A 25,953-nucleotide genomic window follows, 5' to 3' on the forward strand; every position below is an offset into this window, starting at 1 on the left:
TTGGAATATTACGGTAATTTCATTGAACTTTACAGTATTGAATAAAAAAGGCTGCCTTTCGGAGCCTAGTTAATATTATGAAAAGTAATTTTGTGTTAAGTCTAGACGATGGTTTTTAGTTTATGTTTACAACTAGTGTTATGTTAATTATGAAATGACGGATAAAGCCTTTTAAGTTTCACTCTTGCGTCTTTAGTTGCAAACTGCCAATTTATTTTGCTTGTTTTGTTATTTCGATGATCTTGCCAAGCATCAACTTCTTCTTTTATTTTATCCATATTATCCATATGTCGATTTAAACATTGTCCATTTAATACATGTAATTCAACTTCCGCCATGTTTAGCCGTGTTTGGGTGTAAAAACAAATTCGAACCTATCCCACAATCGTTTTGCTTCCGAAGGCTCAAAGGCTTCGTAAAAAGCAGAAGGCGAATGAGTTTTAAAATTATCCATTACCAAAGTGATTTTTTCCGCCTTTGGATACATTTCATCAGCTATTCGTTTTACAAATGAAGCCCAATCTTTCTTTGTTTTAGTTTCGGTCACTTCGACTAATCGTTTGCCATTTAACGGCTCGTTTGCCATGAAAATATTTACCATTCCATGACGGATGTACTCATAATCAACTCTTAAATCTTGCCCCGGTTTAGCAGGAATACTCGGTTTACCTTCTCCTATTAGTTGTTTTGGCGATTCATCCATACAAACAACAGGAAGTCGCTCATCAAACGCTCTTTTGTAAACATCCAATACATTTTCCATGTTGGCTACAAAATCGCTATTTTGATGTGGTGGAATAACCCATCCTTTTACTTTCCAAGGCTTAAGTTCATTTTTTTTAAAACATTACCAACGGTGACATAAGAAATACTTTCTATATAATTCAATTCTACCATTTTGTCTGCTAAAAGTCTCAAAGACCATTTAGCAAATCCTTTTGGAGGCTCGCTACAACATAAAGAAACTAATTTTGCCTCTATATCACCATCAACTTTGGATTCATAAACTCTACTTGTGGGTCTTCTTTCTAAAACATTTTCGAAACCTTCTTCAATGAATTTCTTTTTAACCCTATCGATAGTTCTCATTCCAATTTTCAATATTTTGCTTATTTCCTCATTGGTAACCTTGTCAGAAAACTCTCCATCGTCACAATTTAAAAGAATATAAGCAATTCTAAATGTTTGTGAGGAATGTGAACCTTTGCTTATTATCGCATGCAATTCCTCAACTTCCGTCTTTGTTAGTTTAATTGTATATTTTATCATTTCTTTTTTTTTCAAAGGTAATGATAAAATATCATTAATGCGTCATATTAAGTTTAACTTAACATTAGTTTGGATCGCAATTCAATTTTTCTATTCAGATTCAATTACGATCTTCTGTCATGTTTACCGTTTTTGGATGCAAGGTAACAAGTTGTAAAATAATAGCGACAACGACCACGATTGTTAGCAATACGAATATATGACCCATTCCTCCATGGTCAGCAGCTTTTCCTAAAAATTCAGTAATAACTGCGCCCGCAGAAATACCGACTAGGTTCATAATGCCATATCCGGTAGCGCGATAACGTGGTGATACGAACTGGCAAAGAATAGGCATGTTATTGGTATCAAAGATACCAAAACCAAGGCCAAAGAGCATTCCCCCAGCTAAAATGGCTTCGAGACTGGTGCCGCTACCCAGTAAAAAGAGTGCCGGAAGCGTAAGGGTCAAACCGATTACGCTGGTATAGATGCGCCCTTTGAGGTGTCTCATTACCCATTTGTCAGAAACAAAACCACCAATCAAAACCCCTACAAAGGATGACATTGCGATGGTAACGGTAGCCATAGGACCGGCAAGTGACATATCCAGATGCAGTGTTTCTGAAAACAGTGTTGGCAACCAGTTTTTGGCCGCCCATCCAGGCAGACTCGGAGCCGAGAAATAAAAGAGCAAAACCCAGAAAGATATATTTCCGAACAAGATGCCCAGTCCCTTGAACATTTGGCCCACTTCTGCTCCCATCGATATTTTTTGAGATCTATCAAAAACATACGCTTTCTTTTCCTTTATAAAAAAAATCAGCACAATACTGTAAACAACACCAATCAGTCCGACAGAGTGAAAAGTAAAATGCCAGGAAAAATGTTCAGAAACAGTAGCGCCAAATCCACCCAGTGCCTGACCCAGGTATATTCCGGTAGTATGAATGGCTATTGCGAAAGAACGGGTGTTGCCTTGGTGGTAGTCAGCTATCAGTGATAAAGCGGCAGGGATATAGAATGCCTCGCTGACGCCCATAATGGCACGCAATACATATATTTGATTGAAAGTAGTGGCATACCCCATAGCCATCGTAACGCCCGACCAGACAAAGAGGCTGCAAACAATCATTTTTTTTCGGTTCATTCTGTCAGCAATGATTCCGGAAATTGGGCTCATCAATGCATAAATCCAAAGAAAAATAGCCATTAGACGGCCAAAGTTTTCGGCCTTAGCCAACTCGGGAATATCAAGCATCATTGCCGGTTTCATCGTAGAAAGCATCTGGCGATCCAGATAATTTAACAAAGCCACAAACCACAGTAACCCAACAACTATCCAAGGATAAGATTTCTTTTCACTCAATTTTGCAATCATAATCGCTTTACTATTATTAACCTAGATTAGTTGTTTTGTTGTCCATCAATGATGTGGTAACTATAAAGCGGTTCGCTTTATCCCGAGCTGCAAATGCTTTAGAACTCCTTTTTACAGATTTATTTACTTTGTTTTTCAGCAGCTTTTTTTGCTTTTATGGCATCAGTGAAAACTTTATACGATTGCCTCCAGTTGCGACCATTATTATTTAAATACTGCTCCGATTTTGTTTTATAAATTTCGAAGATCGCAGAGATTTGTTTTATACTCTTAAAATCGATAGCTTGTTCACGGGCCTGTTTCAAATAGTTCAAGATAGCTTCCTCTTCCGGGGCTGTCAAATCAGGGATTATGGATTTATAACCTGCCATAGTAAATTGAACTTTTCCAATAGTATACTTATCTAGGATAAGTGCTGCCTGTTCTTCTGTAAGGTCTTTTCGAAGGCCAGTCATCAGATTGTCATGAACGGTTAGTGGCATGGATGACATGGCAATAATCTGTCGTTCCAGATCGCTGAGTTTCTGTCCTGTGGCTGGATTAATCCCTGCAGGGACCATAGTTCCGTGATGTTCGTTATTCCAGTCGCGAACAGCTTTCAAATGTGTCGTGATTATGGTCTGAAGTCGGTGTTCTTTTGAAGTCTCTTTCAGATTTAACGAACCAACCCATTCGATAGCTTTCTTTTCTATCTCCTCATCGGATTTGGCTTGTTTTTCTTCTGAAGTCAATTCTTTTTTCAGGGTTTGAGCATCAGTTTGTTCCTGTGCGGAAGTGTTGTTTGCAAGGAATAATACAAACAGTGCTGTTAAAATGATTTTATTTTTCATAGGTGTTAATTGAAATTTAGTATTTTTTTATAAATCTAAAGGTGGAAATGGCTTGAAAATACGGGATATCATTTTTAAAATTCCGATTGTCTGTATAAATATCCAAGAATTATAACTAACAAAATAAAGACGATATCAGTTATAATTCGGGTACTTGCTTGTATAGAGTTTTCTTTGAAAGCTTTTATTATTCTCAGTATTAAAAAAGGAGTTATATAATGAGTAAAGCCAGATTTATGGAATCTTTTACATTTCCTTTCGGAATAAAAAGGACTAATAAAGATATGGCAGCAAAAATCCAGACAAAATTATTTTTTATTTTTTCCATAGAATCAAAGATGTTGGTTTTTTTTCTTACAAAATAAAAAGGCTTGTTCGATATTTAAAACTAGCCTTTTTGTTCTCCTATTGGTGAATTTTGTCAGGGTTTCGCGTTAGGATCGGAGCGGCATACTTTTATGTAGCGGAGCGAAATAAAAGATATAGCGTATAACCCGGCCCTTGTGGTAACGCCCCAATTAATCATCAGTTTCTATCCATATAATGGTTTGTAAGTACTGCAGGCTCTATAGTCTGAAGATTCTGGATCCATACCAAAAGAAGCCCAGGCACTTGGTCTGAAAATTTTATCTTCTGGAACATTGTGCATGTTTACCGGTATTCGGAGCATGGAAGCCAAAGTAATTAAATCAGCTCCAATATGTCCGTAAGTGAAGGCACCGTGATTGGCTCCCCAATTAGACATGACACTGTAAACATCTTTGAAAGGTCCTTTGCCTGTCAGGTTTGGGACAAACCAAGTCGTCGGCCAGGTTGGATTGGTTCTTTCGTTGATGGTGTTGTGCACGTCTTCAGGAAGTGCAATGGTTTTTCCCTCGGCAATTTGCAATACGGGTCCAATGCCTTTCACGATATTGATTCGGCACATGGTTACCGGCATTTCTCCTTTAGTTTTAAAAGTGGAAGAATAGCCACCACCTCTGAAATACTCCAGCATTCCGGGACCCCAAGTGGTGTTTTCTAAACATTTCTCCGCTTCACTTTCTGTAATATCCCACCAGGGTTTCATAGCTGGTTTTCCATCTATGGTTTGTTCACCTGTCCCATCCAGTGCCGAGGCTCCAGAATTAATAAGATGTATAAAACCGTTTGCAGCGTCTCCTTTCAGTTCGTGACCGGTAACTCTTTTCACTGCTTCGGGACTCCAATAGGTTCTGACATCACTAAAAATTTGGGCTGCACCAGTCAGTAAATGACCAAACAACATTGAAATACCGTTCAAGCTGTCGTTTTCCGTAGCGAGCATAAAAGGCTGTCTGATGCCATTCCAGTCAAAGGATGAGGTTAAAATGGCTTCCATGAAATCTCCATTTGGAAGGTGGTCTGTCCACTGTCTCTGGCCTTGGAAACCACCCGAGATTGCATTTCTTCCCAACGCTTCTTCGCCATACCCCAATGCTTTTAATTTAGGATTTCCAATCATTAAGTCACGACCAATTAATGCCATTTTGACCACAAATTCCCAATCCTTGTCTAAAGCTGCTCTTGATTTTTGTCGGTTCTCCGGATTGTAATCTTTTCCTTCTTTGCATTTTTCTTTCGTCCAGGCAAAGGCTTTTTTATATTCTTCCTTGTCGTAGATTTCGTGCTCAATTCTTCGTGAAAATTCAGTCATGTCAATGTTTTCACAACGCATTCCTAAATAGCTTTCAAAGAAATTAGGGTCAATGATGGAACCGGCTATTCCCATAGAAACGGCTCCCATGGATAAATATGATTTCCCTTTCATTGTTGCCACTGCCAAACCAGCTTTACCGAAAAGCAATAATTTTTCTTGAACATCCTCAGGAATACTGGTGTCATCGCTATCCTGTACATCTCTGCCATAAATACCAAATGCCGGAATCCCTTTTTGATTATGGCCCGCTAAAGCTGCGGCCAAATAAACGGCTCCCGGGCGTTCGGTTCCGTTAAAACCCCAAATTGCCTTTGGAATCGTTGGATCCATATCAATGGTTTCGCTACCATAACACCAGCAAGGTGTTACCGTTAAACTCAAGCCAACCCCTTCTCTCGAAAACTTATCGGCGGAAGCAGCAGCTTCTGCAACACCACCAATACAAGAATCCGAAATAACACATTCCACTTTGCTGCCATCGGCATGTCTTAGGTTTTTTTCCAAGAAATCAGCGGCGATTTTTGCCATATTCATCGTAGATTCTTCAAGAGATTCTCTAACGCCATCCAGTCTTCCGTCAATTACAGGTCGTATTCCTATTTTTGGTAACTGTCCAATTAAATTTTTATAATTCATTGTATTATTTTTAATTTCTAGTTTCTCGTTTGTTTTCTGTTTAACTCTATGGTAAATATGGTGTGTTATTTAAATAGTTTGTTGTTCCGTTAGTGGACTTGAAGCGGGTTGTTTTACTTTATGTCCAAATACTCCAAAATAAAGGATTATTACAAAACAAACTAAAGGAATGATATATCCGGCTTGAATATCATCGTGTTTCATGTCGATTAGCGTTCCCATTCCGTAAGGAAGTATCGCACCGCCTACAATAGACATAACCAACCAGGACGAACCGGTCTCTGTATTAGATTTTAATCCTACCAGACCCAAGGAGAAAATAGTTGGAAACATGATTGACATGAAAAATCCAATACCGCCCAGGGCGTAAATAACATAAATTCCTGTTCCGTAAATGGCAACCAAACAAAGGAAAACGCTTATTACACAATAGATAGAAAGTAGCACCGAGTCTTTGACGAATCGTAAAAAGAAAGTTCCGATAAATCGACCTGCCATAAACAGAAAGCCATAAATCCCAAGGTAATATCCAGCGGTTCTTTCGTCTAAGCCTGCACCTTGTTCTGCTATGCGTATAAAAAAACTCGTTATACAAACCTGGGCTCCCACATAAAAGAATTGCGCAACAACTGCCCAGCTTAAATGAGAAAATTTTAAAACAGAGAAAAAACCGGGCTTGATCTCCACCTCTGTATGTTGCGGTTTCATCGAAGGCAAATGCATAAAGTAAAACAAGATGGCAACCAAAACCAATATACTTCCTAAGATAATATAGGGCAATTTTACAGCGGAAGCTTCTTCTAATAAGTAGGCCGCTCTTGCTGTGTTGGGCATTGCAGCCATTTGTTCCGGAGTATTTGTTTTTCCGGACAGGATAAACAAGGAGCCTACAATTGGAGCAACCATAGCTGCCAGACCATTAAAGGAGGCAGCAAGATTTAATCTTTTAGAGGAAGATTCCGGTGGGCCTAAAATCGCAGCATAAGGATTGGCGCTGGTTTCTAAAATAGTTAAACCACAACCAATCACGAATAAAGCAAATAAGAATAACTCATAGGTTCTGGTATTTGCGGCCGGTACAAAAAGAAAGGCTCCTGTTGCAAAAACCAACAAACCGATAATGATGCTGTTTTTATAGCCAAATCTTTTGATCAGCATTCCGGCCGGAATTGCCATAATAAAATAAGCAAAAAACACGGATGTATCGATCAATGTTGATTGACGGTTGTTTAATTCACACGCTTTTTTTAAATGCGGAATTAAAATGGAATCGAGATTGTGTGCCATTCCCCAAAGGAAAAATAAGCTGGTAATTAAGATAAAAGGTAAAAGGTATTTTGCTCCCGCTCCCTTTTCCGATGGCACTTCATGTTGATCGCCAATTTGATTTGTTACTTGCATGGTAGTATTTAGATTTTTAAGGTTATTTCCTCTTAACTAATAATAAATGATCACAGACTAACACCACTTCACCTTTTTGATTAATGATTGCTACATGCTCAGTTACAGTACCCATTTCGGGTTTTTTTGCATCTCCTTTTTCGGAAATTGTAATTTCTGAATGAATAGTATCGCCTATATGTACTGGTTTGACAAATCGCAGACGGTCGTATCCTTTGGAAAATGCTTCCGGATTAATTTCGGATGCTGTTAACCCGATGCCAATGCTAAAAACCATGGTCCCATGTGCAATGCGCTGACCAAAAGGCTGCGTCTTACACCATTCTTCATCCATGTGATGCGGAAAAAAATCGCCCGTATGGCCTGCATGGACTACAAAATCGGTTTCGGTAATGGTTCTGCCTAATGTTACTCGTTTATCGTTAATCTGATACTCTTCGAAAAATGTTGATTTAAAATACATAGGTTTAATTATTATATATTATAATTGATCTGGTGAAACGCCGCCATTTTTATTGCTAATATAACACGCTTCAACCACTTTCATGGTTTCTAATATGTCCTGCACACTTGTATGCAATTTTTGGTCGGAGCCTTCTTTAAAACGCATCAGATTTGACATGGTGCCAATAAAGGCTTCCGGGAACCAGGAGCCTTCCAGTGTAATTTTTTTCCATTCGTATTCTTTTTCATTTCCTTCAATGGGTAGCGCATATTCAAACAGGTCTGGTAATCCGTCAGGATAATTCATCAACAAGCCCATTTTAGCTTTAATAGCACCTTTTGTTCCTTCCCATTTAATATAGCTTTCTTCGTACTTAGGGCCAAAGTGATGATCATGATTGGTATTGATGACCACATGCATCGTTTCGCCATAATCCAAAATAATGCTGGACCTACTCGAAGATAATTTTTTTAACGGATGTTTGGCTGTTTTTGCCATTACACTTTTAGGGTTTCCTAAAAAGGAACGAATACAATCAATGTAATGAACACTATGAAAAAGTATTTCTAACCTTGGATGTTCTTTAATAAGCGGGAATAATTCCCAAGGGGTATTGACGGTAACTTTAAATTCTAAATCATAGAGTTCTCCAATAATTCCTTGGCTGATCAGATGTCTGGCCGCACTTACATAAGAGGCAAAACGCAATTGAAAATTTATCGCTGCCACTAATTTTTTTCTTTCGCAAACCGCTACAATTGCGCGGGCCTGCGCTAAATCATTGCCCATCGGTTTTTGAATAAGAACTGCAGCACCATCTGGCAATTGTTCTAATATTTCTATGTATTGATCGGGTAGCACTGTAATGTCATAAACAGTGTTTGGTGGGGCATTTTTTACCGCATCGGCAACAGATTCAAAAACATGCTCTATTTTGAATTTCTGAGTAAGATCATGTGCTTTTGAAAGCGTTCTGTTTGTAATACCAAAAACTTTAAACCCAGCCATTTCATAGGCAGGCAAATGGGCATCTTTCACAATGCCACTGGCTCCAATAATGATTATTGGTTGTTGCGTTTTAGGTAATAATGGTTGGTACGGGATATTCATATTTTTTAAATAATTTTTTGAATAGTAATTTGGGTTTCTTCCAGGAGTTTTTCAGATGAAAAATCACTCTGTAGTGCTTTAAGTACCATCTGATCGATCAGTTCGGCTACTTTTGGCCAAACTGGGGTCTGTGGTAAGGTTAAAGCGTGTTCGTGAAGCATTCCCAATTTGTGATAAAAGGGGATAGTCTCATTAATTTCAGGATCATTCCAGGTGGATTTGCGACAGCCGATTCCTCCTTCTTGGGTCAGTAATTTATCTCCCTCCGGGGTGGTGGCAAATCTTAAAAAATCAAATGCCAGCTTTTGATGCTTGCTTCCTGCTCCAATAGTATACAACCAATACACGTTAAGCGAAGCCGTTTTATGGTTGTTGTCATGGGGAAGTTCCGTAATATCTACTTTGCCTTTTACTTTTGATTCGTCGATCACTTCACACATCGATGCAAAGCCAAACCAATTGATTGCCATTGCGGCTTCTCCTTTTGCGAAAGCCATTCCTGCTTCTACGGAACCGAAATCTTTTGAATTGGGATGAACAGCATTTTCATTATGGACTATATTTCTGTAATACTCTAAAGCTTCCACTGCTGCGGGCTGGTTAATGTCAATTTTATTTTGAGCATTTAATATTGATCCTCCCCTTGTCCATAACTGTAAGCAAAAATCAAAGACCATGTTGTGGCCGTCAGGATAATTGGCAAAAACACATCCGTACAGGTTTTCTTCGGGTCTGTTGAAAAACTCCGCTATTTGGGTGTATGCTTCCCATGTTTTTGGAGGATGAAGTTCGTAGCCAAATCGCTTTTTGAAATTTTGTTGTTCTGTTGTATCTTCAAATAAATCTTTTCTGAAAATCAAACATTCCGGACCGTCATGAAAAGGCAATCCATACGTACCATTATTGATTTGCTGTAAATTCAACAACGACTGATGCCAGCCGTCAGGATAATTTTGAGGGGCGTTTTGAGCAATGAATGGCGTTAAATCTTGAACGGCTTCTTCATTTACAGCATCGAATATCCAATCCGTATTGAGGTGTGCAATGTCCCAATTTCCATTTTTTAAACCTGCTTTTGTAATGGTTTCCTCATAGAGGTCATGCAACTCTAACGGAATCATTTCGACTTCAATCCGTAGGTTGTTTTCCAGACAAAATAAGTCCCATAGCTTTTGTAAAGTGCTTTCAAAAGGCCCGAATTTTCTAACAGCGATTCTTATTTTTTCCATTAGCAGTCAATAAATTCTTTTAAAATTTTCTCATTATCCTGTCCTAATTTTGGGGACCCTTTACCTGAAGTAAAAAATTCACCGTCTATTTTGATGGGACATCGGGTCGTTTTGTACGAATAGCCATCGTTCATCTGAACTTCCTGAACAAAATCTAAAATGGTAAAACCTTCTTCAGCAAAAAGCTGCTGGTAGTTTAGGACACTAGCGCACCAAATATCTGCCGGTTCCAAAATGCCGAGCCAAAATGCTGTACTCTGAGTACTTAAATGAGTGGCTAGAATATTTTTAATTTCATCTCTTAACGTAAATTTATTCTCAGGAAATTCTAAAAGTGCATCGCATTTTAAAAGTGCAGCCAAAACCGGGATAGATCCCATAGCTAAAGCCAAATATCCGTCCGTAGTTTTATAAATGCCATAGGGAGCTCCTAAGTAAGCATGTGCATTGTTGCTTTTTGTTCGCACGGGTAATTCTCCACCGTCGTTAAAATAGGTAGTTATGGTTTCAAACTGAAAATCAAAGGCAGATTCCAGCATACTCACTTGGACCAATGCCCCAATAGTATGAACTGCTTTTCTGTACAATGCAGCTAAGATACCTTGCGCCAAATGGGCTCCTGCAAGCATATCTACAATGGACAGGCCCATTGGTACCGGGCCATCATCTTGATTTCCGCTTAACCACGTTAAGCCTGTTAAAGATTGTAATAAAAGATCCTGTCCAGGCAAATCTTTTAAATCGGGGTGGTTTCCGTAGCCGGAAATCTCCGCATACACTACCTGAGGATTGATTTCTTTTACAACATCATAACCTAGACCCACGCGTTCCATTACTCCGGGCCTGAAATTATGCATCACTACATCGGCTTTAGCCAGTAATTTTTTTAATATTTCCAGTGCTTCCGGCTGTTTAAAATCTATGGCGAAAGATTCTTTATTTCTATTAATGGTATGAAATAGGGAAGATTCTCCATTCATTATCAAATCAGAAGTATATAAGGTTCGGCAGATATCTCCCGTACCCGGTTTCTCAATTTTTATGACACGAGCGCCCAGATCAGCTAATCGCAAACTGGCCGATGGACCTGAAAGAAACTGGCTAAAATCTACTATTAAATAATCTTCTAATGGTTTCACTTCTAATTGCTTAAAAATTGTTCGTACAGGGTTGCATTGTCTTCTCCCACTTTAGGGGCAGCTTTGGTGTGAACTAAAATTTCACCATCCAATCGGATAGGGCTTCTGGTGGTATCCAATGTTTCTCCGGCTGAATTTTTTACGGTTTGTTTCAGTTGCAGCTCATTTACAAAAGGCTGACTGTTGAGGTCTTTGTAATCCAATACTTTTCCGCACCAGACCCCTTTGCTTTGCAGTACATCCAACCAATAGTCGGAGGTTTGGCTGTATAATCGGGTACTCAATAGTGCTCTTATTTCATCTCTTGAAGAAAACCACTGGTGTTTATCGGTATATTTTTTTAAATCTATTTCTAAAAGTGTCCCAATGAAAAGTAAATCACCCATGGCTAGCGATAGATAGCCATCTTGGGTTTGATAAATCCCGTACGGTGCACTTAAATAAGCATGCGCGCTGCCTTTAGTCGCTCCTCTTTCAGGTAATTGTCCTCCGTCATTTAAAAATGAGGTAATCGATTCGAACTGAATATCCAAAACGGATTCCAGTAAACTTACTTCTACCAAAACTCCTTTCGCTGTTTTTGCTCTTTTGAGTAATGCAGCTAAAATTCCCTGAACAAAATGATTTCCGCACATTAAGTCTGCTACTGCCAAACCAAAAGGAACTGGTCCTTGACTTTTCCTGCCACTCAGCCAACTGAGTCCGGATAGGGATTGTAAAAGTAAATCCTGTCCCGGTTTTTTAGCCCAAGGCCCTGTAGGTCCGTATCCGGTAATTACACCATAAATTATTCGGGGATTAAGGGCCAGGGCGTCGCCAAAAGTTAAACCTATTTTTTCCATTACACCCGGTCTAAAATTATGGGTCATAATATCGGCCTTAGCGATGAGTTTTTTTACCAAAGCGAAATCCTCCGGGTTTTTAAGATCGGCAGCAAATGATTCCTTGTTTCTGTTGATGGTGTGAAACAATAAGCTGCTTTCGTCAACAAAAAGATCTTTGATGCTTAATTGTCTGCAGGCTTCGCCTTTTACAGGGCGTTCAATTTTTATTACCCGCGCACCTAAATCGGCTAATTTTAATCCCGCTGACGGACCTGCCAAAAATTGGCAAAATTCTAATACAACTAATCCTTCGAGTGGTTTCATGTCGTTTGTAAGTTTAAAGACTTCGCATAAAGTGTATTTAATTCTTCTAAAATGAAGTCCTCGTTCCCGCCAGTGATCAAATAATCACGAACAACATCACCAGCATGATCTTGAAAAAACATGTGTCCGGAGTACCTTGGACGTAAGAACGCTCTTTGCAGGGTTGGTAAAGTGTTTTTAAAATAGTCGTGGGTCAATTGATTAATTCGTTCGCTTTTCCAAGCTTGCAAGTGACCTGGCTGTCCTCCATTGTCGGCAAATAGGTTTTGCTGAACGGAAGAAGAAGCCGTGAATTCAGCATACTTTATTGCTTCCGGAATATGTTTGCTAAAGGAAGAAACGGCCAAACCGGTTCCGCCTAATGAGCTAATCATAGGTTGGTCATTCAACCGTACCAGATCGTAAAAATGAAGTAGTTTTCTACTGTATCCTATTCTGGAATAATTGGAATACCCATATGCAAAAGGGCAATACGCTATTTCATCTGAGTTTACCATGGCTTCATAAACCTGAATGGGATTCCTGTTGAAATTAGCGGCGTCCATTAATTGCGCCAATTCTCGAAACATTTGTAATGCTTTTTTTCCGGTCTCGGGAGAAATCACTTTTTTTTCAGATTGAAAAGGGGCTTCGCCAAGACTACAGCAAAACATATAAAAACTCATCAGCGAATCAATGGGGATGCCGGCAAAAGCAACCAGTCCTTTTTTAGCTAATGCCAACAAATCTTCAAAAGTTTCTGGAACTTTTAATCCTTGTTTTTCTAAAATATCCAATCGAGCCGCTGCTACCGGTGTGGCAGCATCTATTGGTAATGCCCACAGTTTATTGCTAAAAACATAGCTTTCGTAAGAGCGACCAACAGAATTAATTTCCTGGTCTTTTATATAGGCTGACGAGAGATACTCCGATAAAGGCAAAATGGCATTTGTCTGAGCGCCAAAACCAGTCCACGGGTGGTCAATCACCAGCAGGTCAAATCGCTTGGCCAAATCGTCTATGGAACTATCTGCAAAATCTTGTAAACTTCTTTTTTCCCAGCTGATCTCGATTCCCGGATTTAGTTCAGTAAAACGCTGAGCGGTTGCTACCATTGGTAACAAGCCTCTGGTGTGATTCCAAGTTATTCCTTTTAATCTCTTCATTTTATTTCTTGTAATTAGTTTATAGAGTCCCTCAATAAATGTAAAAAAGTCAAAATGACAATTGCAAATGTAGAGATAAGATTGGATTGTACAACACCTACAAGTGTAAATGTGACACTTTATCATTCAAGAGTTACTGTTTTTGTTTGGTTTTCGAGCCTTTTAAAGGCTCCGGATCTGCTATGGGGATAGGAAGCGAAAAAGGAAAATAAATCGCTTTTTACTTCTTAAAAGATTAAATTTCTTTTTTTATTGCAAAAATGAGGCGTTTTAGTTGTCTGATTTTGTCAAATATATAATTTTAGTTGAAGTCCAAATTGCTTAAATTAGCTGCTTTTATGTAAATTTCATCTTTAACATTTATTTTCTAAAATATTTAATTTAATAATACTTTTTTTATACTATATGTTTATTTATGTTGCAAATTTAAAATAATATTTAAAAAGTTTGGAATATAAATATTAAAAAGTATATTTGTGCAATCGATTACATTATGTGCTAATTGAATTTGGAATTTCTGTCAAAAGAGGCCTAATGGATTAATTTTAAGGACAGTATTTTATTTTTAATTGGAAGTTCAAATAGTATGCAACTGCTTTTACAAAGCAAGATGTAATCAAAACTCATTTAATCTTTAACCTTCTATAATTAATTGAAACTATGAACGAAACAAACAAAGCTATTGGAAACTACCGGTGGACGATTTGTGCGCTACTTTTCTTTGCTACCACTATTAACTATTTAGACCGACAGGTATTAAGTCTTTTAGCTCCAAGTTTATCGAAAGAATTTAATTGGAGTAATAGTGATTATGCAAATATTACTGCTGTGTTTCAATTCGTATATGCCTTTTCAATGTTATTTGCAGGAAGATTAATTGATAAATTGGGTACGAAATGGGGTTATATTATTGCTATAATAATTTGGTCACTAGGGGCGATAATGCATGCCTATGCTATTCCGATTGGAGGGGTGTTTTCAAACGTTCTTACCTGGGTAGGTCTTGGTGCAGTACCTATTTCCATTGCTGGATTTATGCTTTCAAGAGCCGTTTTAGGATTTGGAGAATCTGGAAATTTCCCTGCGGCAATTAAAGCGACTGCGGAATATTTTCCTAAAAAAGAAAGATCATTCGCAACGGGTATTTTTAACTCGGGATCAAATATCGGAGCGATACTGGCGCCGTTGACCGTTCCATGGATTGCGGTGAACTGGGGTTGGCAATCCGCCTTTATTATAATTGGTGCCGTTGGTTTTATGTGGATGTTTTTTTGGTTTGTATTTTATGAAAGGCCAGAAAAACAAAAGAGACTGTCAAAATCAGAATTGGATTACATCAATGCCGGGCATGAAGCTGAAGTTGAAATTAAGGAAGATGTAAATGAAGAAAAAGTATCTTGGTTTAAACTATTAGGCTACAGACAGACATGGGCATTTGTATTTGGTAAATTCATGACTGACGGTATTTGGTGGTTCTTTTTGTTTTGGTTGCCAAAGTATCTTGAAGCGCAATTCGGTATGGTAAAAACGGATATTGTCTTTCCTATAGCGGTGCTTTACAGTATGACGATGATCGGCAGTATTGGTGGTGGATGGTTTCCGGTATATTTTATTAAAAAAGGATATACGCCTTATGACGGCAGAATGAAGGCGATGTTAGTTATAGCCTGTTTTCCTATGGTTGTTTTGTTAGCCCAGCCTTTGGGGTACATTAGTTTTTGGATACCCGTTTTATTAATCGGGGTCGGTGCTTCTGCCCATCAGGCATGGTCTGCAAATATCTTTACTACAGTTTCTGATATGTTTCCTAAGAAAGCGATTGGTTCTGTTATTGGTATTGGTGGTATGGCCGGTGGAATAGGGGGCGTATTAGTAACAAAACTGGGCGGAGCCTTATTTGATTATTATGAAGGTCTGGGACATATTCAGACGGGTTATTCGATCATGTTTGTTATTTGTGCCGTAGCGTATCTTATAGCCTGGGGAGTAATGAAACTTTTAGTCCCAAAATATAGTCCAATTAGAGATTTGTAGTACAACTTAGTTACAAGCCGCTTTTTTATAATTAAAAAAAGCTAACGTATAACGCACTTGGAAGTATTCCGGGATTTAAACGTATACTTTTATTTTGAGAAGAGCGGCTCCTTTTAAATTCAATTCAATGGGTTGAAATAAAAATTGGAGCCGCACTAATTTTCAATGCATCAAATTTGGAGCAAGAAGCTGACAGAAACAATTGAATTTTAGATAAATAAAGTAATTAATTCATCATATGGACCCAATTTTTATCATTTTAATAGGAACTTTAGTTATTCTATTTTGCATAATTGTGTTAAAATTACATGCCGTAATTTCGTTATTACTGGCTGCCTTAGTTACTGGTTTATTGACTTCTCCGGCACTTATTTTTGAATATGCGACCCACAAAGGGATGTCAATTCAAGATGCAAAGCTGCTTTCAAACGAAGTAATTGGCAAGCGATTGGCTGATGCATTTGGTAATACCAGCGGGAAAATAGGTATTTTGATTGCCTTAGGTTCTATTATCGGAACTTCACTGATGAAAAGTGGTGGTGCCGAGCGTATTGTACGTAGTTTTTTAGGGTTGTTTGGCAAGAAGAATGCTTCTTTAGCACTAATGAGCGGGAGTTTTTTGCTGGCAATTCCTGTGTTTTTTCAAACCGTTTTTTATCTGATGTTGCCTTTGATTAAAAGTTTAGGTATTCATAATCCTAAAAAATACAGTCTTTATTTAATGATGGTAATTGCAGGAGGAGTTATGGCTCATTCATTGGTGCCGCCATCTGCGGGTCCGCTGTTTGTGGCTCAGGCCCTGGGAGTAGATACGGGAACAATGATTGTCGGAGGAATTGTTGTTGGATTGTTCACCAGTTTATGCGGATACATTTACGCACTTTGGGCAAATAAAAAATGGGATTTACCCATGAGAGATACGGCTGATGTCACTGTTGAAGATTTGAAAACACTGGCCGAAAAAGACAATGCAGAGTTACCGGTATTGTGGATTTCTGTTTTACCGGTTGTTCTTCCTTTGCTACTGATAACCGCGAATGCTTTCTCTGAAATTAGCAGCGGAGCAAATCCGGCGAATTTAAGTTCGTTTCAAAAATACTGGATTTCTATTTTTTCTGTTTTGGGGGACGCAAATATTGCACTGGCTATTTCTTCAGCAGTGGCTATCTTTTTATTATGGTCCAGAACAAAGGATACTAAGAAATTTCAAAAATTCATCACCGAATCGATAAGTAGTGCCGGAGTGATTATCCTTATAACAACAGCAGGAGGTGTGTTTGGAAAAATGCTTGAGCAGACAGGAATCGGAATTAGTTTAGGTGACTTGGCAGCAAGTTATCAGGTTGCCGTTTTGCCCTTGGCTTTTTTTATAACTGCCGCTGTTCGAACCGTACAAGGTTCAGCAATGGTTGCTATGGTAACCGCTGCAGGTATTATGAGCGGTATTGGGAGTACCGGTCTTGAATTTAATGCTGTTTATGTCGCCTTAGCTATAGGGTGCGGCTCTAAAATATTCACTTGGATGAATGACAGTGCTTTCTGGATTGTAACTGAAATGTGTGCGATGGAAGAAAAGGAAACGATACGTCATTTTTCTTTTCTATCAATGGTTATGGGATTTTCAGGTTTAATTCTAATTATGATTCTTTCAAAATTTTTACCTTTTATTTAAAATGCAAGTGACTAACAACATAGTAATTAAAACTACGCCATTAGATAATGTTGGGATCGTGGCCAATACACTCGGTTTAGGTGAGGGGACTTTGCTTCAGGACGGGACAACGCTACTGCAATATATACCTTCCGGACATAAAGTTGCCTTATGCGATATAGCCCATGGAGGACCAATTATCCGATACGCTCAAACGATCGGATATGCCAATAAATCAATTAGGCATGGAGAATGGATAGATGAATCAAAGATGTCCTTACCCAATCCTCCTGATCTGCAATTTATTTCCATGCCTGATGCAATGACACCGGAGATTGAACCTTTGGAAGGGTACACTTTTGAGGGCTATCGAAATGCTGATGGTAGCGTCGGGACGAAGAATGTTTTAGGTATTACAACCAGTGTGCAGTGTGTGGCTGGTTTGACCGAACATCTGGTAAAGAAAATTAAACAAGAATTACTTCCCTTATATCCAAATGTTGATGATGTGGTGGCGCTCAATCATTCCTATGGATGCGGTGTTGCTATAAATGCTCCTGCCGCTATTGTTCCAATTAGGACCATTAGGAATATTGCGACAAATCCAAATTTTGGCGGAGGAATAATGATAATAGGATTAGGATGTGAAAAATTAAGGCCCGAAAGTCTTCTGCCTGAAAACAGCCCCGCGATCAATAGCAGTGAAGAGGGAGGAAATTCCAGTATAACCTATATGCAGGATGAATCCTTTCATGGCTTCAATGATATGGTGAAAGGAATTATGAAAACGGCTGAAGCCCATTTAAAAAGTTTGAACAAGCGTAAAAGAGAAACCTGTCCTGCTTCAGATTTAGTTGTAGGGATGCAATGTGGAGGAAGTGATGCTTTTTCAGGACTGACCGCCAATCCGGCAGCAGGATTTGCAGCGGATCTAATCGTTCGGGCCGGGGGAAGCGTTATGTTTTCTGAAGTAACCGAAGTTAGGGATGCGATTCATTTGCTGGTTCCAAGGACCATAAATCCTACAGTAGGAAGAGCGCTTTTGGATGAAATGAAATGGTATGATGAGTACCTTTTGCAAGGGCAGGTAGATCGAAGTGCGAATACAACACCTGGTAATAAATTGGGTGGTTTGAGTACAATAGTAGAAAAGGCTTTGGGTTCCATCGCTAAATCAGGTACAAGTCCAATTGTGGATGTGCTTGGACCTGGGGAAAAAATTCGTCAAAAAGGACTCTCTTTTGCTGCTACACCCGCCAGTGATTTTGTTTGTGGAACGTTGCAACTGGCAGCAGGTATGAATATGCATGTATTTATGACTGGCAGAGGAACACCTTATGGTTTGTCGATGGTACCTGTTATTAAAGTCGGATCAAATTCTAAATTAAGTCAGAGATGGTTTGATTTAATTGATTTGGATGCGGGTCGGATTGCTACAGGAGAAAAGACAATTGAGGAAATGGGTTGGGAGCTTTTTAGTTTAATTCTGGAAGTAGCAAGCGGCAAAAAACAGGTTGCTTGTGACGTATTGGGATTGCACAATGATTTGGTTTTGTTTAACCCGGGACCGTTGACCTAGAAATTGAATATAAATTTTTAAACATTATTTACAATGGAGTTATCGTATACAAGAATTGAAAATGCATTACGTGATGGATTATTATCTTTTCCAGTAACGGATATGGATGAAAAAGGTCAGTTTAATGCAGTCACTTTTGCAGACAGATTGGAATGGTTTGTAAGCCATGAAGTTTCGGCTGTTTTTGTTGCAGGTGGAACAGGTGAATTCTTTTCCTTGTCAAAGGAAGAATACAAACAAATTGTAGGGGTAACTTCTAAAATTATTAACGGGAGAGTACCCACTGTTTCAAGTATTGGAAGAAGTATTCCTGAAGCTATTGAATTTGCCAAAATTGCTGAAGCAGCAGGTATAGATGCTTTACTTCTGATGCCTCCTTATTTAACGGAATGTCCTCAAAGCGGAATAGTGGAATATGCCAAAACGATAATGCAAAACACAAAATTACCTGTGATTTATTACAATCGTGGCAATGGGGTATTGTCAGGCGAACAAATAAAAAAACTGGCAGCTGCCTGTCCCAATTTCATTGCTTTGAAAGACGGAACCGGAAACATAGAAGAATTAAACGTTACCATTAAATCAATAGGAGATCGCTTGGTTTATATTGGTGGGGTTCCTACTGCAGAAATTATTTCGGAAGCCTATTTATCAATTGGGGTAAATACGTATTCTTCTGCAGTATTTAACTTTGTTCCAAAGCTGGCAAATCACTTTTATAAGTCGCTTCGCGCGGGTGATACGGAGAAAGTAAATCGAATCGTAAAAGAATTTTTCGTTCCTTTTATTCGCCTAAGAAGTAAAAACCAAGGGTATTCTGTGAGTTTGATTAAAGCGGGCTGTCAATTAATAGGCAAAAGTGCGGGAGCTGTTCGTGCTCCATTAATCATGCCTTCTCCAGAGGAATTATTGGAACTTCAAAAAATTATTGATAAGGAAGAGGAACTGCTGAATTAATACAAAGCAGGCGGAAAAGCTAATTTCCGTAAGGACTGTTCTGTTGTCAGAAGTTGATAAACCATATAAAAAAATACAAATGAGTAATCTCGAAAAATTCTACGCAGTAAATCCAACGAACAATGAATTATTGGACGGGGAGTTTATAAATTCAACGGAAAATCAGATTGATACTGTAGTAAAAAAAGCGATACAGGCTTTTGCTGTTTACAGAAAGAAAGATAAAGACAGCATAGCTGATTTCTTAGAGCGCATTGGTGAGGAAATTTTAAACCTTGGTGATGCACTTTTGGAACGATGTCATTTGGAAACCGCATTGCCATTGGCAAGGTTACAAGGTGAAAGAGGAAGAACTATCGGTCAATTAAAGTTATTTGCTTCAGTGGTAAGAGAAGGCTCTTGGGTAGATGCGCGTATTGATACGGCTATTCCGGACAGGGCTCCGCTACCAAAATCGGATATCCGACATATGTTATTGCCTTTAGGGCCTGTAGCAGTATTTGGAGCAAGTAATTTTCCTTTGGCATTTTCTGTAGCAGGAGGAGATACGGTGTCCGCTCTAGCGGCAGGCTGTCCTGTTGTTGTAAAAGCGCATCCCGCACATCCCGGAACATCAGCGATGGTTGCCGGCGCTATAGAAAAAGCTGTAAACGAGTGCGGAATGCCTGAAGGTATTTTTTCATTAATTCAAGGGAATACCAATGAGGTAGGCGTCGCTTTAGTGAAACATCCAGGAATAAAAGCGGTTGGATTTACCGGTTCATTTAAAGGAGGAAAAGCACTCTTTGATATTGCCAACACAAGGTCAGAACCTATCCCCGTTTTTGCGGAAATGGGAAGTACCAATCCGGTTTTTATTTTGCCGGGCATCCTTAAGGAGAAAGCGGAAGCAATTGCAACAGGAATGGCTGGTTCCATAACGCAGGGTGTCGGGCAATTTTGCACTAATCCAGGTTTGACGTTTGTTCAGAAATCCGATGCTGCCGATACATTTATTACAGACTTAATTGCTAAAATAAAGGAAGCCTCTGCTGCAACAATGTTAACAGCGGGAATCCACACAGCCTATGACAAAAAAATTAAAAGCACATTGGAAATTAGCAATGTAAAAGAAATTGCCATTGGACAATCAGTGGATTTACTTAATAGTGCTCAAGCGAGAATTTTTAAAACAACAATAGCTACTTTTTTAGGGAATACTGCTTTATCGGAAGAGAATTTTGGGCCCTCCAATGTTGTAGTGGAAGCGCAATCAAAGCAAGATATTTTAGATGCGGCCAGTAATCTTGAGGGACATCTTACGGCTACTGTTCACGGCACTGACAAAGATTTTTCTGAATTTAAGGAACTCTTCGATATTTTGGAATTAAAGGTAGGCAGATTGCTTGTTAACGGTTATCCTACCGGAGTAGAAGTGTGCCATTCCATGGTGCATGGAGGGCCATATCCTGCCACTACAGCCTCTCAAACAACATCAGTAGGCAGCAATGCAATCAAGCGTTTTGCCAGACCGATATGTTATCAGGATTACCCGGATACACTTTTGCCTGTTGCACTCAGAAATGAAAATCCCTTGCATATTTGGCGAATGATTAATGGTACTATGGAAAAGTAAATAAATTTAAAAAGGATAAGGCGACTGCTTTGTCCTTTTTTAGGTTACGTGCCAATCAAATGCAATACCCTCTTTAAACCTGTTTTTTTAATGGGATCGTATAATTTTAAATAAAAACGGATGAACAATATAGAACTGGAATCAAAAATAATTCATTGGGGTATAATTGGTTGTGGTGATGTCACTGAAATCAAAAGCGGACCAGCCTATCAGAAAACCAAAGGATTTGAGCTTTCAGCCGTAATGAGAAGAGATGCTCTTAAAAGTGCGGATTATGCAAAAAGACATCGGATTAAGAAATACTATTCAGATGCTGATAGTATGATTAATGATCCCGAAATTGATGCGATTTATATTGCCACTCCGCCTGATTCTCATAAATTTTATGCGCTTAAAGTCGCCCAGGCCGGAAAACCATGCTGTATTGAAAAACCGATGGCCCCCACTTATGAAGATAGCCTGACAATTTACAATGCATTTAAGGAAAAGGATATCCCGTTATTTGTGGCGTATTACAGGCGTTCCCTGCCCCGATTTAATGAAGTGAAAAAATGGCTTGATGCGAATGAAATTGGCACTGTCAGAAGCATCAGCTGGAATTTAAATAAGGGAGCATCCGATATTGATTTATCGGGGAATTACAATTGGAGAACAGATGCTGCAGTAGCCCAAAGTGGCTATTTTGATGATTTAGCCAGTCATGGTCTGGACCTGTTTGTACACTTGCTGGGCGCTATAAAAGACGTATCTGGTTTTAGTGTTAATCAGCAGCAATTGTATTCTGCAAATGATGCAATAGCAGCCTGCTGGATACATGAATCCGGAATTACAGGAACCGGCAGTTGGAATTTTGGTTCAGGGATTGAGGAAGATCATGTTCAGATTGTGGGGACTAAAGGGAAGATAGAGTTTGCTGTATTTGATGAAAAACCAATTCGGATGACTACTAAACAGAGTCAGATTGAATTGGTTATAAAACATCCGGAAAATGTTCAGCTGTATCATGTCGAAAATATGCGGGAGCATTTGTCTGGAAACAGGGAGCATCCTTCCACTGGACAATCAGGATTACACACCAGCTGGATTATGGACAGGATTATTAGAAATATTTAATGTAACTTGTTTATTGCGTTGTTTTTATCTTAAAATTGTAAATAATTTCCTTTAAATTTTATCAAATGAAACTAATTATGTTGTTTTTTTTACATTTGTAACATTTTTTTTTATAAAAAAATATAAATTAATGCAATTATAAAGTATATTTGTGCAATCGATTACATAAACTATTTATTATGACAAATTTTTCTTTTAGATACGCCTCAAATCCTACGGACGTAAACAAATATGGAACAAACGAGTTGAGAGAACAATTTTTAATTGAAAAGTTATTCGTTGCCAATGAAATCCAATTGACTTATTCTATGTATGATAGGTATATAGTTGGTGGGATAATGCCAGTTGGTGGCAGTTTGAAATTGGAAACAATTCCGTATTTGAAATCTGAAAACTTTTTAGACAGAAGAGAATTGGGAATTATAAATGTGGGAGGAAACGGAACGGTGACGGTTGACGGAGTGCCTTATGATTTACAGAAAAAAGAAGCGCTTTATGTAGGTCAGGGATGTAAGGAAGTTATTTTTTCCAGTGCAAAAGAGGAGCAGGCTTTATTTTATATTAATTCGGCGCCGGCGCACAAAAAATTTCCAAACAAAAAAATCGGAAAAGAGGATGCTGAAGTGATTCAGCTGGGTGAAGAAAAATTAGCTAATAGAAGAGTTTTAAACAAACTAATAGTGAACAGTATAGTGGAAACCTGTCAGTTGCAAATGGGGCTTACCGAATTGCTTCCGGGGAATGTCTGGAATACAATGCCTTCTCATACGCATAACAGACGCATGGAAGCTTATTTTTATTTTGACATAGAGGCGCCACAAACGATTTGTCATTTTATGGGGGAACCTCAAAATACAAGACATATTTTTATGCAAAACCATCAGGCGGTTCTGTCTCCTGAGTGGTCCATACATTCTGGTGCGGGAACTTCCAATTATTCTTTTGTCTGGGGAATGGCCGGAGAAAATTTAGATTATAGCGATATGGATATTTGTCAACCTAATGAATTAAGATAATTAAAGATGAATTTATTTAATCTAACAAATAAAAGAGCTTTAATCACTGGCGGAACTCATGGTCTGGGATTAGCTATAGCTGAAGGTCTTGCGCAGGCAGGAGCTGAGTTAGTGATTAGCAGTACAACTCAAAAAAAACTAGAAGAGGCGCTGGCGTATCTGAATGATAAAGGATATAAGGCAACAGGCTATATTTTTGATATTACTGATGAAAAAGGAGCTGCTGAACAGGTTGAAAATATTATAAAAAATGATGGTGAAATAGATATTTTGGTTAATAATGCCGGAATTATAAAAAGAGAATTAGCCGTAGACATGTCCGTCGCAGATTTTAGAAAAGTAATTGATGTAGACTTAGTCGGAGCATTTATTATGTCTCAATTGATCGGGAGAAGGATGATTGATCGCAAAAGCGGAAAAATAATAAACATTTGCTCGATGATGAGTGAATTAGGAAGGAACAATGTAAGTGCTTATGCTTCGGCAAAAGGAGGTTTGAAAATGCTTACCCGAAATTTAGCCACCGAATGGGCAAAATATAATGTGCAGGTAAATGGTATAGGACCAGGCTATTTTGCAACAACACAAACGGAACCTATTCGTGTAGACGGACATCCATTTAACGATTTTATAATTAATAGAACACCAGCTGCGCGTTGGGGTAATCCAGAAGATTTAGCAGGTGCTGCTGTCTTTTTGGCGTCAAAAGCGAGTGATTTTGTCAACGGACAAATTGTATATGTTGATGGTGGGATTTTAGCTACGATCGGAAAACCTTCAAATGAAAATTAATATTTTAAAAACTTAGAATGGCAACAACATTTATAAACGACAATTTTTTATTAGAGAATAAATACGCTGAAGAATTATATCATAATTATTCTAAAAATCTGCCTATTATTGATTATCACAACCACTTATCGCCACAACATATTGCTGAAAATACCATTTTCGATACCATTACAAAAGTATGGATAAATGGAGATCACTACAAATGGCGTGCGATGCGAACTTTGGGAATAAGCGAGCAATTTATCACAGGGAATGGTTCGGATAAAGATAAGTTTATGAATTGGGCCAAAACAGTTCCGTATACCATGCGTAATCCATTATACCATTGGACGCATTTAGAACTGGCGCGTTATTTTGATATTTATGATTTATTGAACGAGAAATCTGCAGAGAAAATTTATATTGAAGCTTCAGAAAAAATAAACTCTCCGGGGTATAGTACTCAGAATTTGCTTCGAAAAGTAAATGCGGAATTCGTATGTACGACTGAGGATCCGATTGATACCTTAGCATTTCACCAGCAACTGGCAAAAAGTTCTTTTGAAACTAAAGTCAGTACCGCTTTTAGACCCGACAAAGCTATTTTGATTTCAAATGACGGGTATAACTCCTACGTGGATACTTTAGGTGAAGCAGCAGGTGTAACGGTTAATTCGTATGCTGATTTGTGTACTGCCCTAAAAAACAGAATTGAATATTTTGATAAAAATGGCTGCAAACTTTGTGACCATGGATTGGATCAGATTTATTTTGAAAACTTTACAGAAAATGAAGTGAATGCGATCTTCAAAAAGAAAAGAGAGCATCAGGAAATTAGTAATGAGGAAGCTTTAAAGTTTCAAAGTGCTATTTTATTGTTTTTAAGTGAAACCTACCATCAATATGGATGGGTTCAGCAGTTCCATTTGGGGGCGCTAAGAAATAATAATGCGCGCATGCATAGAATTTTAGGACCTGATACAGGATGGGATTCTATTGGAGATTATCCACAGGCTCAAAAATTATCCGGTTTTTTAAATGCTTTAGACAGTAAAGATAAATTGACAAAGACAATTATTTATAACCTAAACCCTGCTGATAACGAGGTGATGGCTACGATGATTGGAAATTTTAATGATGGAAGCGTTAAGGGGAAAGTACAGTTTGGTTCCGGATGGTGGTTTTTGGACCAGAAAGACGGAATGACTAAACAATTGAATGCACTTTCTAATATGGGATTGATTAGTTGTTTTATTGGAATGTTAACTGATTCAAGAAGTTTCTTATCTTTTCCAAGACATGAATATTTTAGACGTATTCTTTGTAATCTTTTAGGAGATGAAATTAAAAGAGGCGAACTTCCAAATGACATGGAGTGGATTGGTAAAATGGTTTCAGATATCAGTTATAACAACGCCAAAGAATATTTCAAGTTTTAAGGATTAAACGAAGACGATAATCTTATAGTGATGTGGAACGATTTGGTAAAAAGCAATCTTTTTTTTAAAGAAGAAGAGACAGAATGGGAAGTTGTGGGAGAAGGGGTGCAGCGTCAAATAGTGGGATTTGATGATCGGATTATGATGGTCAATGTTAAATTTGACACAGGAGCAATAGGTTCTTTGCATCATCATCATCACGCTCAGGTTACCCATATTGCCGCCGGTACATTTGAAGTAACTATTGAAGAGCAAACAAGAATATTAAAAAAAGGAGATTCCTTTTATATTCCTTCTGATAAAATACACGGTGTTGTGTGCCTGGAAGAAGGGATTCTTATAGACGTTTTTAGTCCTATAAGAGAAGATTTTATAAAATAGACAAACA

General features: G+C 38.4%; 21 protein-coding genes and 1 pseudogene. 11 read left to right on the forward strand and 11 right to left on the reverse strand.

The features are described 5' to 3' along the window. Nucleotides 1–143: 143 nt before the first annotated feature. The 11 genes and pseudogenes from ACNQGH_RS12285 to ACNQGH_RS12335 all read right to left on the reverse strand — a co-directional run bounded on the left by ACNQGH_RS12285 (nucleotide 144) and on the right by ACNQGH_RS12335 (nucleotide 13,390). Nucleotides 144–1,269 (reverse strand): annotated as a pseudogene (locus tag ACNQGH_RS12285) (IS630 family transposase). 100 nt (nucleotides 1,270–1,369) lie between these two features. Then, entirely contained in the window at nucleotides 1,370–2,629 is a 1,260-nt protein-coding gene (locus tag ACNQGH_RS12290; protein ID WP_417956306.1) for an MFS transporter, read from the reverse strand. 119 nt (nucleotides 2,630–2,748) lie between these two features. Then, complete coding sequence (locus ACNQGH_RS12295; protein WP_417956307.1) at nucleotides 2,749–3,459, reverse strand: DUF3826 domain-containing protein; 711 nt, start codon at nucleotides 3,457–3,459, stop codon at nucleotides 2,749–2,751. 532 nt (nucleotides 3,460–3,991) lie between these two features. Next, nucleotides 3,992–5,773 (reverse strand): L-fucose isomerase, encoded by a 1,782-nt coding sequence (locus ACNQGH_RS12300; protein ID WP_417956308.1) that lies wholly within the window; start codon nucleotides 5,771–5,773, stop codon nucleotides 3,992–3,994. A 69-nt stretch (nucleotides 5,774–5,842) separates the two neighbouring features. After that, nucleotides 5,843–7,174 (reverse strand): L-fucose:H+ symporter permease, encoded by a 1,332-nt coding sequence (gene fucP, locus ACNQGH_RS12305; RefSeq protein WP_417956309.1) that lies wholly within the window; start codon nucleotides 7,172–7,174, stop codon nucleotides 5,843–5,845. 22 nt (nucleotides 7,175–7,196) lie between these two features. Continuing rightward, the gene (locus ACNQGH_RS12310; protein ID WP_417956310.1) at nucleotides 7,197–7,637 is read right to left on the reverse strand and encodes a MaoC/PaaZ C-terminal domain-containing protein; all 441 of its coding nucleotides are present in this window, start codon (nucleotides 7,635–7,637) and stop codon (nucleotides 7,197–7,199) included. 18 nt (nucleotides 7,638–7,655) lie between these two features. Next, nucleotides 7,656–8,729, reverse strand: a complete 1,074-nt coding sequence (locus ACNQGH_RS12315; RefSeq protein ID WP_417956311.1) for a Gfo/Idh/MocA family protein — start codon at nucleotides 8,727–8,729, stop codon at nucleotides 7,656–7,658. A 5-nt stretch (nucleotides 8,730–8,734) separates the two neighbouring features. Next, complete coding sequence (locus ACNQGH_RS12320; RefSeq protein WP_417956312.1) at nucleotides 8,735–9,958, reverse strand: ABC transporter substrate-binding protein; 1,224 nt, start codon at nucleotides 9,956–9,958, stop codon at nucleotides 8,735–8,737. Continuing rightward, nucleotides 9,958–11,097 (reverse strand): CaiB/BaiF CoA transferase family protein, encoded by a 1,140-nt coding sequence (locus ACNQGH_RS12325; protein ID WP_417956313.1) that lies wholly within the window; start codon nucleotides 11,095–11,097, stop codon nucleotides 9,958–9,960. The genes ACNQGH_RS12320 and ACNQGH_RS12325 overlap by 1 nt, the downstream gene beginning before the upstream one ends. Before the next feature lie 2 nt (nucleotides 11,098–11,099). Beyond that, nucleotides 11,100–12,245, reverse strand: coding sequence for a CaiB/BaiF CoA transferase family protein (locus tag ACNQGH_RS12330; protein WP_417956314.1), 1,146 nt, complete (start codon nucleotides 12,243–12,245; stop codon nucleotides 11,100–11,102). Beyond that, nucleotides 12,242–13,390: an ABC transporter substrate-binding protein gene (locus ACNQGH_RS12335; RefSeq protein WP_417956315.1), complete on the reverse strand. Its 1,149-nt coding sequence runs from the start codon at nucleotides 13,388–13,390 to the stop codon at nucleotides 12,242–12,244. Before ACNQGH_RS12335 ends, ACNQGH_RS12330 begins: the two co-directional genes overlap by 4 nt. Before the next feature lie 54 nt (nucleotides 13,391–13,444). On the opposite strand from ACNQGH_RS12335, the gene ACNQGH_RS12340 reads away from it, so the two are divergent. The 11 genes from ACNQGH_RS12340 (at nucleotide 13,445) to ACNQGH_RS12390 (ending at nucleotide 25,946) form a co-directional block, all read left to right on the forward strand. Then, nucleotides 13,445–13,582, forward strand: a complete 138-nt coding sequence (locus ACNQGH_RS12340) for a hypothetical protein (RefSeq protein ID WP_417956316.1) — start codon at nucleotides 13,445–13,447, stop codon at nucleotides 13,580–13,582. A 468-nt stretch (nucleotides 13,583–14,050) separates the two neighbouring features. Continuing rightward, nucleotides 14,051–15,424: an MFS transporter gene (locus ACNQGH_RS12345; protein WP_417956317.1), complete on the forward strand. Its 1,374-nt coding sequence runs from the start codon at nucleotides 14,051–14,053 to the stop codon at nucleotides 15,422–15,424. A gap of 238 nt (nucleotides 15,425–15,662) precedes the next feature. Continuing rightward, nucleotides 15,663–17,096, forward strand: a complete 1,434-nt coding sequence (locus ACNQGH_RS12350) for a GntP family permease (protein WP_417956318.1) — start codon at nucleotides 15,663–15,665, stop codon at nucleotides 17,094–17,096. Nucleotide 17,097: 1 nt separating this feature from the next. Next, nucleotides 17,098–18,654, forward strand: coding sequence for a galactarate dehydratase (gene garD / locus ACNQGH_RS12355; protein WP_417956319.1), 1,557 nt, complete (start codon nucleotides 17,098–17,100; stop codon nucleotides 18,652–18,654). A gap of 33 nt (nucleotides 18,655–18,687) precedes the next feature. Next, a complete protein-coding gene (locus tag ACNQGH_RS12360; protein ID WP_417956320.1) occupies nucleotides 18,688–19,611 on the forward strand; it encodes a 5-dehydro-4-deoxyglucarate dehydratase in 924 nt (307 codons plus the stop codon). Nucleotides 19,612–19,690: 79 nt separating this feature from the next. Next, entirely contained in the window at nucleotides 19,691–21,226 is a 1,536-nt protein-coding gene (locus ACNQGH_RS12365; protein ID WP_417956321.1) for an aldehyde dehydrogenase (NADP(+)), read from the forward strand. Nucleotides 21,227–21,346: 120 nt separating this feature from the next. Continuing rightward, nucleotides 21,347–22,339, forward strand: coding sequence for a Gfo/Idh/MocA family protein (locus ACNQGH_RS12370; RefSeq protein ID WP_417956322.1), 993 nt, complete (start codon nucleotides 21,347–21,349; stop codon nucleotides 22,337–22,339). Between the two features lie 179 nt (nucleotides 22,340–22,518). Then, the gene (gene kduI, locus ACNQGH_RS12375) at nucleotides 22,519–23,355 is read left to right on the forward strand and encodes a 5-dehydro-4-deoxy-D-glucuronate isomerase (protein ID WP_417956323.1); all 837 of its coding nucleotides are present in this window, start codon (nucleotides 22,519–22,521) and stop codon (nucleotides 23,353–23,355) included. A gap of 6 nt (nucleotides 23,356–23,361) precedes the next feature. Beyond that, nucleotides 23,362–24,147, forward strand: a complete 786-nt coding sequence (locus tag ACNQGH_RS12380; protein ID WP_417956324.1) for a gluconate 5-dehydrogenase — start codon at nucleotides 23,362–23,364, stop codon at nucleotides 24,145–24,147. 17 nt (nucleotides 24,148–24,164) lie between these two features. Beyond that, nucleotides 24,165–25,565 (forward strand): glucuronate isomerase, encoded by a 1,401-nt coding sequence (uxaC, locus tag ACNQGH_RS12385; RefSeq protein WP_417956325.1) that lies wholly within the window; start codon nucleotides 24,165–24,167, stop codon nucleotides 25,563–25,565. 30 nt (nucleotides 25,566–25,595) lie between these two features. Further along, nucleotides 25,596–25,946, forward strand: coding sequence for a cupin domain-containing protein (locus ACNQGH_RS12390; RefSeq protein WP_417956326.1), 351 nt, complete (start codon nucleotides 25,596–25,598; stop codon nucleotides 25,944–25,946). Nucleotides 25,947–25,953 lie beyond the last annotated feature (7 nt).

The organism is Flavobacterium kochi, assembly GCF_048286715.1.
In the GTDB taxonomy this organism is placed as follows: Bacteria; Bacteroidota; Bacteroidia; order Flavobacteriales; family Flavobacteriaceae; genus Flavobacterium.